Genomic DNA, 16,503 nt, shown 5'->3' on the forward strand with positions numbered 1-16,503 from the left:
CGCGGACCCCGGCCCGCCGGCCGGCCCCGGGGCGTCCACCGGGTGCAGCAGCGCCGAGACCTGGCCGACCTCGGCCACCGCGCGCCGCAGCGCGACCCGGCGGTCGAAGTGCGCCCCGAACCCGAGCATCGGCCGCGACGGCCGGTCCCCGGCCGCCGCCGACACCGCGGCCACCACCGACACCGGAAGGTCGGCGGTGAGGTCCAGGGCCCACAGCTCCCGCCCGCCGCGCGCGCAGACCTCGCGCGCCCGGCCGATCAGCGGGTCGTCGCAGACCTCGAGGTCGACACCGGCCTGCCGGGTGCGGTTGTACCACCACAGCGCCACCGCGTCCCGTTCCACGACCTCCAGGAACCCGGCGACGATCGCGTCCTCCAGGCTGGCCCCGGCGGCGTTCCCGGTGCTGTCGGCCCAGACCTGGCGGCAGGCCCCGGGACGGCCGTGGTGGAAGTACAGCAGCGCCGTGGGCAGCAGCCGCGTCCGCTGCCCGGTCAGCGACCACACCGGCGTCCACTCCCGGATCCGCTCCTCGTCGAAGGGCTCGCAGATCCAGTGCGAGGCGCCGTGCGCCCGGTTCCAGCGGTCCCGGTCGGCGAACTGCCGCGGGTCCTGGAGCTGGACGGTGTCCGGGTGCACGGCCGCCGGCGCCAGGTCGCGGTAGCTGCCCAGGACGACCGCCTCGTCCCCCTGGCGCACCGCGCAGTGCCGCTCGACCGCCTCACCCAGCGCGCCGACGCGGGCGGCGAGCACGCTGCCGCCCTTGCCGGCGCTCACCATCCGGATCAGCGCTCCCCGGCCGTGGGGCCCGGGGGGAACCGCCACGTTGGTCGAGGCGCCGCAGCGGTAGACGAAGCCGTCGGCGCGCTCCTGGTCGACCAGCTCCCGGACCACGCCGCTGATCGGGTCGACCAGGTGACGGTAGCGGTCGTAGAGGTCCTGGGCGTCCAGGGCCCGGTCGCAGGAGGCGTCGGCCCGGGGCCGCGCGGTGGGCACCACGGGCCGCCGGGCCAGGCTCGCGACCAGGGTGGCGTCCCCGCACTCCGGGCACTGCGGGCGGCGGGTGACCGGATGGTGGCGTCCGGTCAGGGTCAGCGTGTCGAGCGTGTAGACCGCGTCCTGGCCCGCCTCGCGGACGCCGGCCAGCCATTTGGCCGCCTCCAGGACGGCGAGCTGGGCGGCCACGGCGCGGGCCGCGGCGATCGAGGCCTCCGGCAGGCGCACGCCGGTCGCGTCGCGCGCCCGCAGGTCGGCCTGCCGGAGTTCGGCCAGGCGCCGGGCCAGGCAGTGCCAGCACGGCCCGGCGCCGGGACGGAAGACCGGGCCGATCCACAGATCGGGCCCGGTGGTCTTGGCCAGCAGCCAGGGCCGGCCGTCGCGGCGCCGGCGGCGGTCGACGTCGGCCAGCCGCGGCGCCAGGTAGTCGTCGCAGAGCACGACGCACAGCGGCGCCGGCTCCGCCGGGTCCGGGCCCTGCACGTGCAGGCCCGAACCGGCCAGCGCGGCCTCGACCGACTCCCGGTCCACCGCGCCGACCTCGATCAGCTCCACCGGGGTGGTGGCCACGGCCCGGACGGCGGTGGCGCCGTCCAGGCCGGCCAGCTCCCAGTACGCCAGCGCCGGCCGCTCGGCCGGGTCGGCGCGGTTCCCGTCCCCGTCCCCGTCCTCGGCGTCGGCGTCGGCGAAAGTCAGGAAGTCCGCTTCGGCGAGCCGGGCGAGCAGCGCGCCGACCTGGTCGGCGCGCAGCTCCGGCGCGGCGTCGCGGACGATGGCGGCGACCGTGCGGCTGCCGTCCAACAGCGGGGCCAGCACCTCGATGGCGCGGCCCCGCAGAGCGGTCACCCCCCGCGCCGAGACGAGGTACGCGGCCTCCCCGGGCACCACCGCGGCCTCGAGATGCCGCTTGAAGCCCAGCCGGCGCTCCCCCTGCGCGATCATCAGCTCGCCCAGACCACCGGGAGGCCGTCGAGCGGCCGCGGGGCGGCGTCCCCGGACCAGTCCGGGGTCAGGTCCTTGATACAGGGTGGCGAGTAGGAGAAGTCGGTCTCGTCGAGGCCGTCGATCTCCAGCTCCACCATGGGGATCGTCTCCAGGCGCGGCGCGTCGGCGGCGCTGGCGACGGTCAGGCCGAATTCGGCCAGGACCGGTACCGGATCGGTCCGGTACCGGGACGCGAGGTCGGGCTCCATCCACGTGCGGGCCACCAGCTCGGCGAACCGCCAGTCCATCTCGATGGGGGTCTCCGCCTCGGCGAACATGGTCATCATGCCTCCCTTGCACGAATGTCCGCCAGCCTTCGAACTCTGGCATTGTCCGAAATTGTGCGGCCGCGGGAGGCGCGGGCCTAGTGTCTGCCTCACCTGCCCGGCGTGAGATTTTCACGCCGGGCCCGATGGACACGGCGCCGCCTGGTCAGGGCACGATGACGGCGCGCCGAGTATCCCACAGCGCGCCCGTGTCGATCGCGAATACCCCGAAACGTTATTTCAGCAGCCGCCGCCTTCCACGAACGCCTTGGCCGTGCGCAGTGTCGTCAGGCTGTTGGTGCCCAGGGCGTGCCGCACCCGGGCCCGGGCCTCGGCCGCGGTGGCCTCCGGGCCGAGCGCGGCGCGGATCCCGTCCGGGTCCAGCGTGACGGTGTGCCAGGAGCGGGCGAAGACGGTGGCGCCGTCCTGCTCGAACTGCCAGCGGCCGGTGTGCCCGGCCATCACCTCGGCCAGGCGCAGCTGCTTGTAGACGATGGTCCGGCGGTCCGGGAAGCACAGCCGCACCGAGGTGGTGGTGTGGGTGGTGCCGTCCGGGGCCACGGTGTCCATGGTCAGCCGCTGCACACCCCCGGCCTCCTCCTCCAGTTCCACGTGCGCGACGTGGGGCAGCCGCTGCGGCCACAGGTCGGCGCGGCGCACGAACTCGAAGACCGCGGCCGCCGAGCCCTCGATCACCTCGGCGTCGTTGAACGAGAAGTGCAGCTCCCCGCGGCCGGCGCCGAGTTCGCCGGCCCGCTTCAGGGCGCCCAGCTCGACCGTGCTGTTGCGGTCGATGGCCTCGTCGATCCAGGCCACGGCGCCCGGGTCGTCGGCGATCGCCTCGAAGCGGTGGGTGAGCACCACGTGGCAGGCGCCGGGGGCGGCGGGGGCCACGATCCACTCGCCGCTCATCGAGGCGACCGGGGGTTTGGAGACGATCTGCTGGAAGGACACCCGGCGGGCCTCGGGGTCCAGGGTGCGCCGGGAGGTCCAGTCGTGGACCCCGCCCTGCGCGGTGGCCCAGATCCGCAGCAGCTGCGAATCGCCTTCGTCCAGGAGCAGGTCCACGTGCACGGTGGGGCCGAACACGTGGGGCCAGCCGGAGACGTCCTGGATGAGCCCGAAGACGGTGTCCGGTTCGGCGTCGATCCGGACCTCGTGCTTGGTGTCGTGGATGGCCACGATGGTGCGCCTCTCTCATCAGTCCCGGACCGCGGTGCCTGGGCGCGGGAGCCGGGAGGGTGGTGCGTGGTGCGTGGGGTGGTCGGATGAGCGCTCTTACATTCCGGTATTGTCAGGGTGTTTCAGTAGTTGCCGAGCCCTCCGCAGACGTTGAGGGCCTGGGCGGTGACCGCCGCGGCGGCCGGGCCGGCGAGGTAGGCCACCATGGCCGCCACTTCCCGGGGAGAGGCGTAACGGCCGAGCGGGATCTTGGCCTGGAACCGGGCCAGGACGTCTTCGGTGGTGGTGCCCCAGTGGGCGGCGTAGCCCTGGCGCACGCGTTCGGCCATCGGGGTCTCGACGTAGCCCGGGCACACCGCGTTGACGGTGACCCCGGACTGCGCCAGCTCCAGGCCGAGGGCTTTGGTGAAGCCGATGACGCCGTGTTTGGAGGCCGAGTAGGGCGCGGCGAAGACCACGCCCTGCTTGCCGCCGGTGGAGGCGATGTTGATGACGCGGCCGGCGCCGCGCTCGAGCATCCCGCCGCGCGCCAGGACTTCCCGGGTCACGCGGAAGACGCTGGTCAGGTTGGTGGCGATGACGTCGTCCCACAGCTCGTCGGTGAGCTCGGCGGTGATCCCGCCGCCGCCCCGGCCGGCGTTGTTCACCAGGACCGCGATCGGCCCGAAGGCGGCGACGCAGGCCTGGACGAGGGCGGTGACGTCGGCGCGGTCGGTGACGTCGGCGCGGACGCCGTCGGCCTGGACGCCGCGGCCGCGCAGCTTGTCCACGACGGTGCGCACCTCGTCCTCGTGGCGGGAGCAGAGGAAGACGCGGTGGCCCAGCTCGCCGAGGGTCTCGGCGACCGCCAGGCCGATGCCGCTGGTGCCGCCGGTGATCAGGGCGGTGCCGGGGGCCTCGGCCTCGGGGAGGGTGGCGGTGTGGGTGTGCGGGTGGGTGCCGGTGGTGTGCCCGGCGATGCCGGTACGGGTGTCGGCGTGCTGGGGGGTGCCGGTGTCGGCGGTCATGTCCGGACCTCCTCTCTCCGCGCGGCGTGCTCGTCCTCGAAGATGGCCACGGCCCGCGTCCATCCCGCTCCGGCGCCGGTGAGCTTCACCGGCAGGCAGCTGACCGTGAACCCGTGGGGACGGGGGAGCGCCCCGAGGTTCGCCAGCCGCTCGATCTGGCAGTACTCCCGCCGGCGTCCGGCGAAGTGCGCCGGCCACAGCAGACTGCGGTCTCCGGTGGCCCGATACTCGGAGATGATGTGCGAGAACGGCGCGTCCAAACTGAACCCGTCGGTGCCGATCACCTTGACGCCGAGGTCCAGGAGGAAGTCCGTGGCCGGGCCGTCGAGCCCGGTGAACTGGGTGAAGTACTCCGGAGTCCCGGCCCGGACCCACGAACCGGTGTTGAGCATCGCTATATCAAAAGCTTGAGGTTCGTAGGCGATCTCGGCCAGGGCCTTCTCGAGATCCTCGCGCCGGGCCACCGGCGAGTCCAGGCCGGTGAGGTCCAGGACGAACCCGGGCCGGAAGAACCAGTCCAGCGGCAGCTGGTCGATGGTGCGCGGGGTGCCGTACTCGGTGTTCGTGCCGTAGTGCGCGGGCGCGTCGACGTGCGTGCCGGTGTGCGCGGTCAGCGTGAACGTGTCGTTGTTGAGGAACTCGCCGTCCGGCAGCTCGTCCGGGGACAGCTCCAGCCCGAAGTGCTCGTGCATGGCCGAGGTCATGTGCTCGGCGCCCTGCCGCGGCGACATCGGGACGTGCTGGACCGGTTCGGGTTCCCACAGGGCGGCGTCCACCGCCGTGGACAGGTCGACGATCTTCATGTTCTCACTCCTCCGGCAGCGGCCCGGGACGCGGACGGCGCGAAGCGCCCGGAAGGCCGGCTTCGCCCTCCCGTCTCCCACCACCACCGGTCGGGGAGACGCTTCGCGCCGCAGTCTTGAAGGGGTCGCTCGAATATCGCTGGCGGATCACCAGACCATGCCCTCGGCCTGCCGCGCGTTCTGCAGACTGGCCAGCAGCGAACCCAGCGTCGCGGAGTCGTTGATGGCGGTGTCCGGGACCAGCAGGCCGAACTCGGCCTCGATCCGGCCGACCACCTGGAGCAGCGCCAGCGAGTCGTATCCGAGCTCCAGCAGCGGGGTGTCGGCGTCGTCTCCCTGCAGGTCGGCGTCCTCCTCCAGCCCGATGGCCTCGAGCAGGAGTCGGGTCAGCGTTTCGCGGTCGATGCCGCGGGTCGCTCCGGCGGGCATGGGTTCCTCCTGGGGGTGAGGGGGTGAAGCGGGTGCGTGATAAGGGATTCGACGGTCGGACGGGGATCGGGGTTGCTTTCGCCACGATGCGCCAGGGCCCGCGGCCCCGTCAGGACCGCACCACCAGCGCCGAGTTGAAACCCCCGTACCCGCGGGCCAGGACCAGGGCCGTGTGCAGCGGCCGGGTCCGGGCCTCGGTGACGAGGTCGAGCCGGTACTCGGCGGCCGGCTCGGCGACGTTGACCGTGGGCGGGATCACGCCGTCGCGCAGCGCCAGCAGCGCCGTGGCCACGTCCAGCGCGGCCCCGCCGCCGATCAGCCGGCCGGTCATGGTCTTGGGCGCGGTCACCGGGACGCCGTACGGGCCGAACAGCTCGCCCAGCACCTCGGCCTCGATCCGGTCCAGCTCCGGGACCCCGGCGGCGTCGGCGAAGACCACGTCGACCTGCTCCGGGCGCAGGCCGGCGTCGCAGAGCGCGAGGTCGGCGGCGCGGCGCAGGCCGGGCACCGGGGCCGGGCGGCCGGCCGGCCGGGCGCGCCGGGCCGACTTCGGGCTCGGGTCGAAGGTCGCGGCGTAACCGGCGATCTCGCCGTACCCGCGGCCGAGCCCGCGGGCCGCGGCCGACTCGGCGTCCTCGACCACGATCATCGCCCCGCCCTCGCCGGGCACGTAGCCGTCGGCGTCGGCGGCGAAGGGACGGAAGGCCCGCGTCGGATCGACCGCGGTGGACAGGCGGCCGGTCGCCATCTGCCCCATCCAGCCCCACGGGCACAGACCGCCGTCCACACTGCCGGAGATGACGACCGGCGTGCCCTTGCGGACCACCCGGCGGGCCTGGCCGAGGGCGTCGATGCCGCCGGACTGCTCGGTCACCAGCACGCCGGACGGGCCGCGGGTGGCGTGCCGGATCGAGACCTGGCCGGCCGTCGCGGCGAAGAACCAGGCGAAGGACTGGTAGGCGCTGACGAACTGCTTGCCCTTGCTCCACAGGTGGCCCAGCTCGCGCTGGCCGAACTCGATGCCGCCGGCCGAGGCCGCGGTGACGACGCCGACGTCGTAGTCCGGCAGGCGGTCCGGGTCCAGGCCGGCGTCGGCGAGCGCCTCGCCGGTGGCGACCAGGCCGAGCTGGGTCGCGCGGTCGGTCTGGCGGATCAGCCGGCCGGGGACGCGCTCGCGGGCCACGAAGCCGGGGATCTCGGCGGCGAGTTTGTTCGGGTAGCGCGAGACGTCGAAGCGGGACGGGATGCCGACGGCGCACCGGCCCTCGAGGGTGGCCTGCCAGTACTCCTCGACGCCGAGGCCGGTCGGGGCGGCGATGCCGAGCCCTGACACCACGGCGCGGGCGACGTCCAGCTCGTCGGCGAAGTCGGCGGGGAAGGCGAGGGACTCGGGCTCGTCCAGGCCGGCCGGGTCGAGGGCACCGGTGTCGAAGTCCTCCAGGGCTCCGCCGCCGACGAGGGCGACGTCGTCGAGGTCCACCATGCGGCTCATGACCGGCTCCTCCCGGTGGCCGCGGCGAGGACCATGGCGCTCTGGAAGCCGCCGAACCCGCTGCCGACGCTGAGGACCACGTCCGTGCGCTGGTCGCGGGCGGTGATCGGGATGTAGTCGAGGTCCAGCTCCGGATCCGGCTCGAAGAGGTTCGCGGTCGGTGGGAGGACGTCGTACTCGATGGCCAGGGCGCAGGCGGCGATCTCCAGCGCGCCGACGGCCCCGAGGGAGTGGCCGATCATCGACTTGATGGAGCTGACCGGCGTGCGGTGCGCGTGGTGGCCGAGCGCGAGCTTGAAGGCCGCGGTCTCGTGGCGGTCGTTCATCTGCGTGGCCGAGCCGTGGGCGTTGACGTAGTCCACGGCGGAGGGGTCCAGCCGGGCCTCCCGCAGCGCGGCGCGGATCGCCTCGGCCATCTCCCGGCCGTCCGGCTTCAGGCCGGTCATGTGGTAGCCGTTGCAGCGGGCGCCGTAGCCCTTGATCTCGGCGTAGACGCGGGCGCCGCGGCGGCGGGCGGACTCGGCCTCCTCCAGGATCAGCACCGCCGCGCCCTCGCCGAGGACGAAGCCGTTGCGGCCGCGGTCGAAGGGCCGGCTGGCGTGCTCGGGGTCGTCGTTGCGGGGCGTGGTGGCGTGGATCGCGTCGAAGCAGGCCGCGGTGATGGGCGCGATCGGCGCCTCGGTGCCGCCGGCGATCATGAGGTCGGCGCTGCCCTCGCGGATCAGGTCGACGGCGTACCCGATGGCGTCCAGACCGGAGGTGCAGCCGGTGGAGACCACGGCGGCGGGACCCTCGGCGCCGAGGTCCCCCGCGACTTCGGCGGCCATGGAGCTGGGCACGAAGTGGCGGTAGAGCTCGGGGACGACGTACTCGTGGTCGAGGTCCCACTTGCGGCCGGCGTCGCTGCAGACGACGTACTCGCGCTCCAGGCTCGTGGTGCAGCCGACGGCGGTGGCGATGGACGTGCCGATGCGGGTCGGGTCCAGGCCGTCCGGGTCCAGGCCGCTGTCCTGCCAGGCCTCGCGGGCGCTGACGACGGCGAACTGCGTCGCGCGGTCCATGCGCCGGATCTCCTGCTGGGACAGACCGCTGCGGGAGGCGTCGAAGTCGACCTCGGCGGCGACGCGGGAGCGGTACGGCGAGGCGTCGAAGTGGGTGATGGTGCGGGTCGCGGAGCGTCCGGCGATCAGCATGTTCCAGTACGCCTTGACGCCCACGCCGCCCGGGGCGACGGCGCCGATGCCGGTGATGGCCACTCCGCGGTTCATCGCCGGGTCCCGGTCGGGGTGGGCGGGAGGGAGACGGCGGTGCGCGGTGCGGGTTGCGTCGTGGTCACGTGGGATCCCCTTCGATGGTGGCGCTGGTTTCTTCCGATCGCCGGTGTCAGGGCCGTGGGCATGCTCGGCCGGACCGCTCGACGCGGGCTGGAGGGGCGGTGGAGAGCGGGTCGAGCCGGAACGCGAAGGCGCCGGTCGGCGACCGTCCGAGGGACGATCGCCGACCGGCGCCTTCCGGCGTCCTGCTACCGCCGTGGGGTGCGGTCCAGGCCGCTCACGTCACACCGGCAGCCGCTTGGCCGCGACGTCCGGCGCGAGGTCCAGTCCCGGGTCCCCGCACAGGATCGCCTGCTGCATCCGCTGCACCCGCGCCGAGGGCTCGATGCCGAGTTCCTCGGTCAGCGTCTTGCGCAGCGTGTGGAAGACCTCCAGCGCGCGCGATCCGTTCCCGGACCGGTACAGCGCCAGCATCAGCTGCATGCACAGGTTCTCCTGCATCGGATGCCGCGCGGTGAGGACCCGCAGCTCCCCGATCAGCTCGCTGTGCCGGCCCAGGCGCAGGTCCGCCTCGATGCGCAGCTCCAGGGCGCTCATCCGGGTCTCCTCCAGGCCCAGCACCTCGAGCTCCAGCAGCCGTCCCAGCTGGATGTCCACGAGGGCCGCCCCGCGCCACAGCTCCAGCGCGCGGCCCATCAGGTGCGAGGCCGAGCGGTCGTCGCCGAGCTCGAAGGCCCGGCGGCCGGCTTCGACCAGCCGGTTGAACTCCATCACGTCGCTCCAGCCCGGCTGGACCTCGAGCAGGTAGCCGCCGTGATGGGTGACGAGCACGTCCTTCGCCTGACGGTCGGGGTCGCTGTGCAGAGCGGCCTCGATCATCCGGCGGACCTGGAGGATGTAGGTCTGCAGAGTGGTGGCCGCGCTGCGCGGTGCGGAGTCCCCCCAGACCTCCTCCATCAGCATGGGAACGGTGACGATGCGGTCCGCGTGCAGGGCGAGCAGGGCGAGCACCTTGCGCGGTTTGTGCGCGCTCGGCACGACGGACATCCCCTGTTCCTCGACTACCAGCGGGCCGAGCAGTCCGACTTCCACTGTCTTCCCCCTTTCGGACGTTCGCGGTTTCCGATCGATCGGCGATCCGTTGACGCCGGCACGAGTTTGGCTAGAGCATGCCCCGACAAGGTGCGGGTGCCTAGTGACCTCGTCACGAGGTCGGTTGTGAAGAACTCATCCGGTGCGGGTGAGCCCGGCACGACGGCCCCCCGTTCATGGCCCTTGACATCAGGGCCTTGCACGTCTTCTGTCAATGTCACGCCGCCCTCTCTCATGTCGCGCCGCTGAGCGCCTCGAAGAGCGCCTCGTCGAGCATCGTGTCGGCGGCGATGTCCACGGTCTGGCCGAAGCCGGAGTCGCACAGCGCCACGCTGATCGTGTACTGCCGGTTCACCAGCCAGGTGCCGAACCGCCACTCGTCGCCGGTGCCCGGGGAGCCGTCGGGCCGGAGCACCCGGGCCCGCGGGTCGCCGAGGCGGAACCCGAACTCGGTGAAGCGGAAGCGGAGCCCCTGGCCGATCGCCTTGCTGTAGGCCTCCTTCAGGGTCCACAGCCGGACCATGGCGCCGTTGCGGCGGGCCTGGGCGATGGTCTCCAGCATGGCCAGCTCGTGCGGGGTGCAGACCTGGGCCTCGATGCCCAGGCCGAGCATCGGGCGGTCGGCGGTCTCGACGTCGACGCCGATCCGGCCGTTCCGGGTCACGCCGACCACCAGCATGTCGTCGGTGTGGCTGAGGCTGATGTCCACCTGGTCGCAGCCGCGCAGGTAGGGCCGGCCGCCGGGCCGGTAGGCCAGGTCGATCAGCTCCGGGCGGCTGGAGATCACCGCGGCGGCCACGTGTTTCAGCAGCAGCCGGCTGGCCACGAAGCGGGAGCGGGCCATCGCGTGCTTGAACTTGGTGTAGCGCTCCCAGTCGTGGCCGATCAGGGCCCGCAGCCGCTTGTCGTCCCCGTCCTTGGGCTCCCAGTCCGGCAGGAGTCCGTACGTCACCACCGCGCCGTGCTCGGCGAGCGTTCCGAGCACCGCGTCCCACGGGCCGTCGGGCCCGGGCACCTCGACCGGCCGGCCGGCCAGGGCGCCGGTCGCCGCGGTCCCGCGGGCGATCATGGGACGGCGGGCGCCGCGGCCAGCTGCAGACGCAGGAAGTCGGCGACGACGCCCGGCGTCACCAAGTACTCCAGCATGTCCCGCAGCGCGATCCGGCCCACCTCGGGGATCTGCTGCTCCAGTCGGAACTTCAGGCGCATCAGCATGACCGAGTCGAAGCCCAGGTCGTTGCGCAGCGCGGCGTCCAGGCCGATCGGCGCGCCGGGTTCGGCGAGCACCTCGGCGACCGCGTCGAGCACGATCCGGGTGATCGGGTCGTCGGCCCGGCGGCCCAGGCCCACCCGCTCCAGCACCTCGTACAACGCCGAGGCCGGGGCGTCCAGCGAGCGGCACACCGGCAGGCACACCGCGCGGCCGTCGCCCATCGCCTCCACCAGCCCGCTGAGCACCGGCCGCGGCCCGATCTCGACCACCGTCCCCGGCTCCTCCAGCAGCAGCAGATCGGCCAGCGCCGGCTCGAACCGCTCCGGCCCGGTGCGCAGCTCCACCCAGTAGTCGCCGTCCAGCACCTCGCCGGACAGCCGCCGGCCGCGGGCGCTGGAGTAGTACGGGGTCCGGGGCACCGCGGTCGGGGTGCGGTCCGCCAGTTCGGCGAACCGCTCGTCGGTGGCGGTGCCGTAGCCGGCCACCAGCGGGGCGGCCCGGCCCAGCGGCAGCGCCCCGGCCGAGACCGCGGCGGCGAACTCGCCGAGCCCGTGGCCCAGCACCGCGCACGGCGCCAGGCCGAACTCCTGCAGGGTGCGGGCCAGCGCGTACTGCACGGCGAACAGGGCCGGCTCGGCCAGCCCCGGCTCGTCGATCCGGTCGTCGCCGGCCACGATCAGGTCCAGCAGCTCGATCCCGGTGTGCGGCTGCAGCGCGGCCGAGGCGGCCTGCAGGTGCGCGCCGTAGCGCTGGCTCTCCAGGACCAGACGGGCGGTCATCGCGGGGTACTGCGCCCCGTCGCCCGGGAAGACGAAGGCGGCCGAAGGGGGCGCGCCGGATGGCGTGGTGCCGGTCACGGGCGGTTCCTTTCGTCGAACAGCGGATCGTCGTCGGCGCCGTACCGCGCGCCGGCTCCGGGGCCGGCCGCCTCCAGCCGGTCCGCCAGGTACGCGGCCAGGTCGCCGATGGTGGGGTGGTCGAAGGCCACGGTGGCCGCGACCGGCAGCCCGAACCGCGCCTCGATGTCCCCACACAGGCCGAGCGCGGCCACCGAGTCCAGGCCGAGCTCGAAGAGCACCGCGTCGTGGGCGATGCCCGGATGCCGCAGGTGCCGGCCCAGCCGGGTGCCCAGCCAGGACCGCAGCGCCGCCTCGCGCCGCTCGCGCGGGACGGCGGGGGCCAGGACGCCGTCCGGTGAGCGGTGCGCCGGCGGGCGCATCGCCGAGCCCCGGCGCGGGCCCCGGGCCCGGGCCCGGACCAGGGCCTGCACCGGGGGGTCGACGAGTTCGTAGAGCGCCTCGATGCGGCCGCCGAGGAACAGGTTGCGCACCGCGATCCGTTCCAGCTTGCCGCTGGTGGTGCGGCGCACGGTGCCCGGCCGCACCAGCACGACGCCGCCGGTGCGGACCGCGAAGTCCTCGGCGACCCGCTCGCGGACCGCGACGGCCAGCTGCGCGAAGTTCGGCGAGGCCTCGCCGCGGCGCCGGCCGGCCGCCCGCACCTCCTGCACCACCACGATCTGCTCCGGCTCCTCGTCCGGTTCGACGCTGAACGCCACCCCGGCGCCGAAGGCGGCGCTGACGTGCTGCACCGAGCGCTCGACGTCCAGCGGGTGCAGGTTGCGGCCGGCCACGATGATCAGCTCGCTGAGCCGGCCGGTGACGTAGAGCTGGCCGTCGGCGAGCAGGCCGAGGTCGCCGGTGCGCAGCCAGTCGGCGGCCCCGGTGTCGACGCTGCCGTGGAAGGTGTGGGTGGTGCCCGGCGGGCGGCGCCAGTAGTCGGCCCCGATGCTGGGGCCGCGCAGCCAGACCTCCCCGACCCGGCCGGCGTCCACCGGCTGCGCCGAGTCCGGGTCGACGATCCGGACCTCCAGGTCCCGGACCGCGCCGACGCTGGACAGGCTGCGTCCGGCCTTGCCCTCGGCCGCCGGCCGCACCCGGCCGCGCTCCAGATCGCCGCGGTCCACGTCCAGCGTGGTCGCGGCGGTGCCGGGGCCGGTGACCGAGACCATGAGCGTGGCCTCGGCCAGGCCGTACGCCGCGCGCAGGGCGCCGGGCCGCAGGCCGGCCCGCCCGAAGCGGTCCTGGAAGGCCCGCATCGTCGCGGCCCGCACCGGCTCGCCGCCGTTGACCGCGATCTCCCAGCAGCTCAGGTCGAGCCCGGCGAGGTCCCGGTCGCGGACCCGGTCCACGGCCAGCTGGTACCCGAAGTTGGGCGCGCCCGAGACCCGCACCCGGTGCTCGGCGATCATCCGCAGCCAGCGCGCCGGATCGCGGACGAACGCCTCCGGCGTCATCACCACGGCCGTGGCACCCAGGTACAGCGGGTGCAGCAGCTGGCCGACCAGGCCCATGTCGTGGTGCAGCGGCAGCCAGCCGCCGAACACGGAATCAGGGCCCGTGTTCAGGGCGCGCTGGATCGCGGCCTGGTTCGCCAGCAGGTGCCGGTGCTGGATCACCACGCCGCGCGGGACCTGCGTCGAGCCGGAGGTGTACTGCAGCAGCGCGATGTCGTGGCCGTCGCGGGCGGGCATCCGCCAGTCCGCGGCGTCCGGGGTCTTGTCCTGTTCCAGCAGCGTGTCGACGGCGACGCAGTCGACGTGGCCGTAGCCGCCCATGGCCAGCACCCTGCTGGCCGCGCCGGCGTCCTCGGCGCCGGTGAGCACCGCGCAGACCGCGGCGTCCCGGCCCAGGGCCAGCACCCGGCGCTCGACGTTCGCCGCACCGCCCAGCGCCGGCGCCGGGACCGCGGTGAGACCGGCGTAAAGACAGCCCAGCACCGACACCGCGAAGAGCCGCGCGTCCCGCTGCTGGACGAGTATTCGCTCCCCCGCCCCGTATCTGTCCCCGAGCCAGCCGGCCATCCGGCGGGCGTCCCGGTCCAGTTCGCCGTACCCGACCCGCCGCGCCCCCTCGCCGTTCACCACCATCAACGCGCAACGGTCCGCTCGCTCCGCTCCCCAACGTGCGATGACCTCGGTAAGGTTTCCGTATCCAGGCATGTCAATTCCCCTCGAGCCCCGCCGACCGCTCATCCGTGAACAATTCGGGGAACTACTTGATCCGCAGTCTGCTCGCGGCGGCTCGAACGCGCCTCGAACGGATCTTGGGGGGAAGACGAGCGCGGGTGGACGGCGCCGGGCGGCGCTTCCGGGCGCTCCCCTGGCCAGGCCGGGTTTCGCCCCGGGCCTGATATCAAGGGGCCGTTATGAGGTTTTCACGACTTCGATCGTGCCCTTCTTCCCTCTGATACGGATCAGTAAGATGGCCGGTCCTGCCCATGATCGCCGGTTTTCCGGAGGCCGGTCGACCGTGTATACCGTGGCCCGGCTCGGCCCCAGCTCGGGCGCCGGTCAGGAAGCGGTGTGACGGCGGTCAGGCGGCCCGGGCCCGCTGGGTGACGACGATGCAGCCCAGCACCACCACGGCCGTCACCGGCACCGCGGCGGTCATGCGCTCGCCGAGCAGCAGCACCGCCCAGACCAGCGTCAGGAGCGGCTGCGCCAACTGCAGCTGACTGGCGCGGGCCACCCCGATCAGGCCCATCCCGCGATACCAGACCACGAATCCGCCGAACTGCGAGACGCCGGCGAGGTACGCCATCCCGGCCACCGCCTCGGCCGACAGGTGCACGGGTTCGCGCGGCAGCGCGAGGGCGCACACCGCGAGGCTGACCGGCGCGGCGAGCACCACGCCCCAGGCGATGACCTGCCAGCCGGGCAGGCGCGCGGACAGACGGCCGCCCTCGGCGTAGCCGGCGGCGCAGGTCAGCAGGCCGCCGAAGAGGGAGAGGTCCGCGACGGTCGGGCGGCCGTGGTTCTGCGAGACGGTGAAGGCGATCACGGCGGCCGCACCGGTGGCGGCCGCGGCCCAGAACGCCCGGGACGGATGGCGCCGGGTGCGCAGCGCCCCGATCGTCGCGGTGGCCATCGGCAGCACGCCGATCACGACCGCGGAGTGCGCCGTCGACGAGGTCTGCAAAGCGAGCGTGGTGAGCAGCGGGAAGCCGATCACGCAGCCGGCGGCGACCACCGCGAGGCCCGGCCAGTCCGCCCGGCGCGGCAGCGGGGCGCCACTGAACCAGAGGGCTGACAAGGCGATGACGGCGGCGAGCGTGCCGCGGACGCCGGTGACGCTCCACGGTCCGAAGCCGGCGAGCGCCGCGTGCGTGGCGGGGAAGCTGAAGGAGAAGGCGAGGACTCCGAGGGCGGCGAGGAGGGTGCCATCGGCGCGGTCGGCGCCCCGGCTGGTGGGCAGTGGCGATATCCGCGCTGGGACGATAGCGCTACGCTGGGCTTCCATGAAGAACGATAGCAGTTGGCGCGATCTGGCCGAGGTGCTCGCTCGGGAGATAGCACCGCTGCCGGACGGCACGCGGATCGCCACGCACCGGGAGCTGGTGCGGCGCTTCAACGCCAGCGGCACGACGGTGTCGCAGGCGCTGGCCCTGTTGACGCAGCGCGGTCTGATCAGCTCGCGTCCGGGCGCGGGGACGTTCCGGACCGATATACGCCCTCTGCCATCCGAGCGCGACACGTCGTGGCAGGAGCCGGCGCTGGAACTGTCGGCCCAGGACGCGTCGGCCGCCGGCGTGGTCCGCGGCTTCAAGGCGTCGGCGCTGATGGGGATGCTGTCCCCGGCCGGACCGGACGTCGTCGACCTCAACGGCGGCTACCTGCACCCGGAGCTGCAGCCGCTGGCCGCCCTGGCCGGAGCCTTGTCGCGGGCGGCCAAGCACCCCGAGGCCTGGGCCCGCCCGCCGGTGGGCGGCGTCCCGGAACTGCGGGACTGGTTCGCGGCCGACATCGGCGGGGGCCTGAGCCGCCACGACATCCTGATCTGCGGCGCCGGACAGAGCGCCCTGGCCACCGCGATGCGGGCACTCGCCCAGCCCGGCGACCGGGTCCTGATCGAGTCGCCGACCTACCCCGGCACGATCGCCGCCGCCCACGCCGCGGGCCTGCGCGCCGTCCCGGTCCCGGTGGACCACGAGGGAATGCGCTCGGACTATCTGGAGCAGGCCCTGCAGCGGACCGGCGCCCGCCTGGTGGTCGTCCAGCCGCTGTTCCAGAACCCCACCGGCGCCTGCATGTCACCCACCCGCCGGCGCGAAGTCCGCGACGCGGCCCACCGGCACCAGGCGTTCGTGGTGGAGGACGACTTCGTCCGCCTCCTGGCCCACGCCGACGCCGGCCCCGTGCCACCACCGATGATCGCCGACGACCCGCACGGCACGATCGTCCACATCAGATCCCTGACGAAGGCCACGTCACCGAACCTCCGCGTCGGCGCCCTGGCAGCGCGCGGCCCGGTCCTGGCCCGCCTCCGCTCAGCCCAGGTCGTCGACACCCTGCTGGTCCCCGCACCCCTCCAGCTGACAGCCCTGGAAGTGGTGACCGCACCCAGTTGGCGCCGCGGACTCCGCACCCTGAGCACGGCACTCCGCCACCGCCGCGAAGTGGCCCTGTCAGCAGCCGAGGCAGCCTTCGGAGCCCACGCCCTCGCCCTCCGCCCCCACGGCGGTTACCACCTGTGGGTCGCCCTCCCCGCGCACCTCGACGACGAGCAGTTCGCCGCCACGGCCCTGTCCTCCGGCGTCCTGGTCACTCCCGGCACGAACTACTACGCCGGCGACAACGGCGCCCCGCACGTGCGGATCAGCTACGTGGCGGCGCCTTCGGCGACGGACGTCGATGAGGCGGTGCGGCGGTTGGGGCCGTTGGTGCGCTCAACAACGGAGCCTTAGGGAGCTCCGCCGGACCACGTCCG

Annotated in this window: 14 protein-coding genes; 1 reads left to right on the forward strand and 13 read right to left on the reverse strand. The window is 73.9% G+C overall.

All coding sequences use genetic code 11. The annotated features are described in order from the left end of the window. The 13 genes from ABD466_RS36475 to ABD466_RS36535 all read right to left on the reverse strand — a co-directional run. Positions 1-1,935: TOMM precursor leader peptide-binding protein (locus ABD466_RS36475; RefSeq protein ID WP_344661829.1), on the reverse strand; the 1,935-nt coding region annotated here is incomplete at its 3' end. Continuing rightward, on the reverse strand, positions 1,935-2,264 hold the full coding sequence (locus tag ABD466_RS36480; RefSeq protein ID WP_344661830.1) for a TIGR04351 family putative TOMM peptide: 330 nt from the start codon (positions 2,262-2,264) through the stop codon (positions 1,935-1,937). The genes ABD466_RS36480 and ABD466_RS36475, both read right to left, overlap by 1 nt. 219 nt (positions 2,265-2,483) lie before the next feature. Continuing rightward, a complete protein-coding gene (locus ABD466_RS36485) occupies positions 2,484-3,425 on the reverse strand; it encodes an aromatase/cyclase (protein WP_344661831.1) in 942 nt (313 codons plus the stop codon). A 122-nt stretch (positions 3,426-3,547) separates the two neighbouring features. Continuing rightward, complete coding sequence (locus ABD466_RS36490) at positions 3,548-4,432, reverse strand: SDR family NAD(P)-dependent oxidoreductase (protein WP_344661832.1); 885 nt, start codon at positions 4,430-4,432, stop codon at positions 3,548-3,550. Next, a complete protein-coding gene (locus ABD466_RS36495) occupies positions 4,429-5,235 on the reverse strand; it encodes a cyclase family protein (RefSeq protein ID WP_344661833.1) in 807 nt (268 codons plus the stop codon). Before ABD466_RS36495 ends, ABD466_RS36490 begins: the two co-directional genes overlap by 4 nt. Before the next feature lie 147 nt (positions 5,236-5,382). Next, positions 5,383-5,664: an acyl carrier protein gene (locus ABD466_RS36500; protein ID WP_344661834.1), complete on the reverse strand. Its 282-nt coding sequence runs from the start codon at positions 5,662-5,664 to the stop codon at positions 5,383-5,385. A 109-nt stretch (positions 5,665-5,773) separates the two neighbouring features. Then, positions 5,774-7,156 carry a ketosynthase chain-length factor gene (locus ABD466_RS36505; protein WP_344661835.1) on the reverse strand — a complete coding sequence of 461 codons (1,383 nt, stop codon included), beginning with the start codon at positions 7,154-7,156 and terminating at the stop codon, positions 5,774-5,776. Then, a complete protein-coding gene (locus ABD466_RS36510) occupies positions 7,153-8,424 on the reverse strand; it encodes a beta-ketoacyl-[acyl-carrier-protein] synthase family protein (RefSeq protein WP_344661836.1) in 1,272 nt (423 codons plus the stop codon). Before ABD466_RS36510 ends, ABD466_RS36505 begins: the two co-directional genes overlap by 4 nt. Positions 8,425-8,712: 288 nt before the next feature. Continuing rightward, positions 8,713-9,522: an AfsR/SARP family transcriptional regulator gene (locus ABD466_RS36515; RefSeq protein ID WP_344661837.1), complete on the reverse strand. Its 810-nt coding sequence runs from the start codon at positions 9,520-9,522 to the stop codon at positions 8,713-8,715. A gap of 232 nt (positions 9,523-9,754) precedes the next feature. Further along, a complete protein-coding gene (locus ABD466_RS36520; RefSeq protein ID WP_344661838.1) occupies positions 9,755-10,591 on the reverse strand; it encodes a 4'-phosphopantetheinyl transferase family protein in 837 nt (278 codons plus the stop codon). After that, positions 10,588-11,592, reverse strand: coding sequence for an acyltransferase domain-containing protein (locus ABD466_RS36525; protein ID WP_344661839.1), 1,005 nt, complete (start codon positions 11,590-11,592; stop codon positions 10,588-10,590). Before ABD466_RS36525 ends, ABD466_RS36520 begins: the two co-directional genes overlap by 4 nt. Then, the gene (locus ABD466_RS36530) at positions 11,589-13,769 is read right to left on the reverse strand and encodes an AMP-binding protein (RefSeq protein ID WP_344661840.1); all 2,181 of its coding nucleotides are present in this window, start codon (positions 13,767-13,769) and stop codon (positions 11,589-11,591) included. Before ABD466_RS36530 ends, ABD466_RS36525 begins: the two co-directional genes overlap by 4 nt. Positions 13,770-14,109: 340 nt before the next feature. Further along, positions 14,110-15,036 carry a DMT family transporter gene (locus ABD466_RS36535; protein ID WP_344661841.1) on the reverse strand — a complete coding sequence of 309 codons (927 nt, stop codon included), beginning with the start codon at positions 15,034-15,036 and terminating at the stop codon, positions 14,110-14,112. Here ABD466_RS36535 and ABD466_RS36540 point away from each other — a divergent pair. Next, on the forward strand, positions 15,035-16,480 hold the full coding sequence (locus tag ABD466_RS36540; protein WP_425558833.1) for an aminotransferase-like domain-containing protein: 1,446 nt from the start codon (positions 15,035-15,037) through the stop codon (positions 16,478-16,480). The two genes, ABD466_RS36535 and ABD466_RS36540, sit on opposite strands and share 2 nt — an antisense overlap. Positions 16,481-16,503 lie beyond the last annotated feature (23 nt).

Origin of the sequence: Catenulispora subtropica, from assembly GCF_039531675.1 — a bacterium.
Taxonomy (GTDB): Bacteria; Actinomycetota; Actinomycetes; order Streptomycetales; family Catenulisporaceae; genus Catenulispora; species Catenulispora subtropica.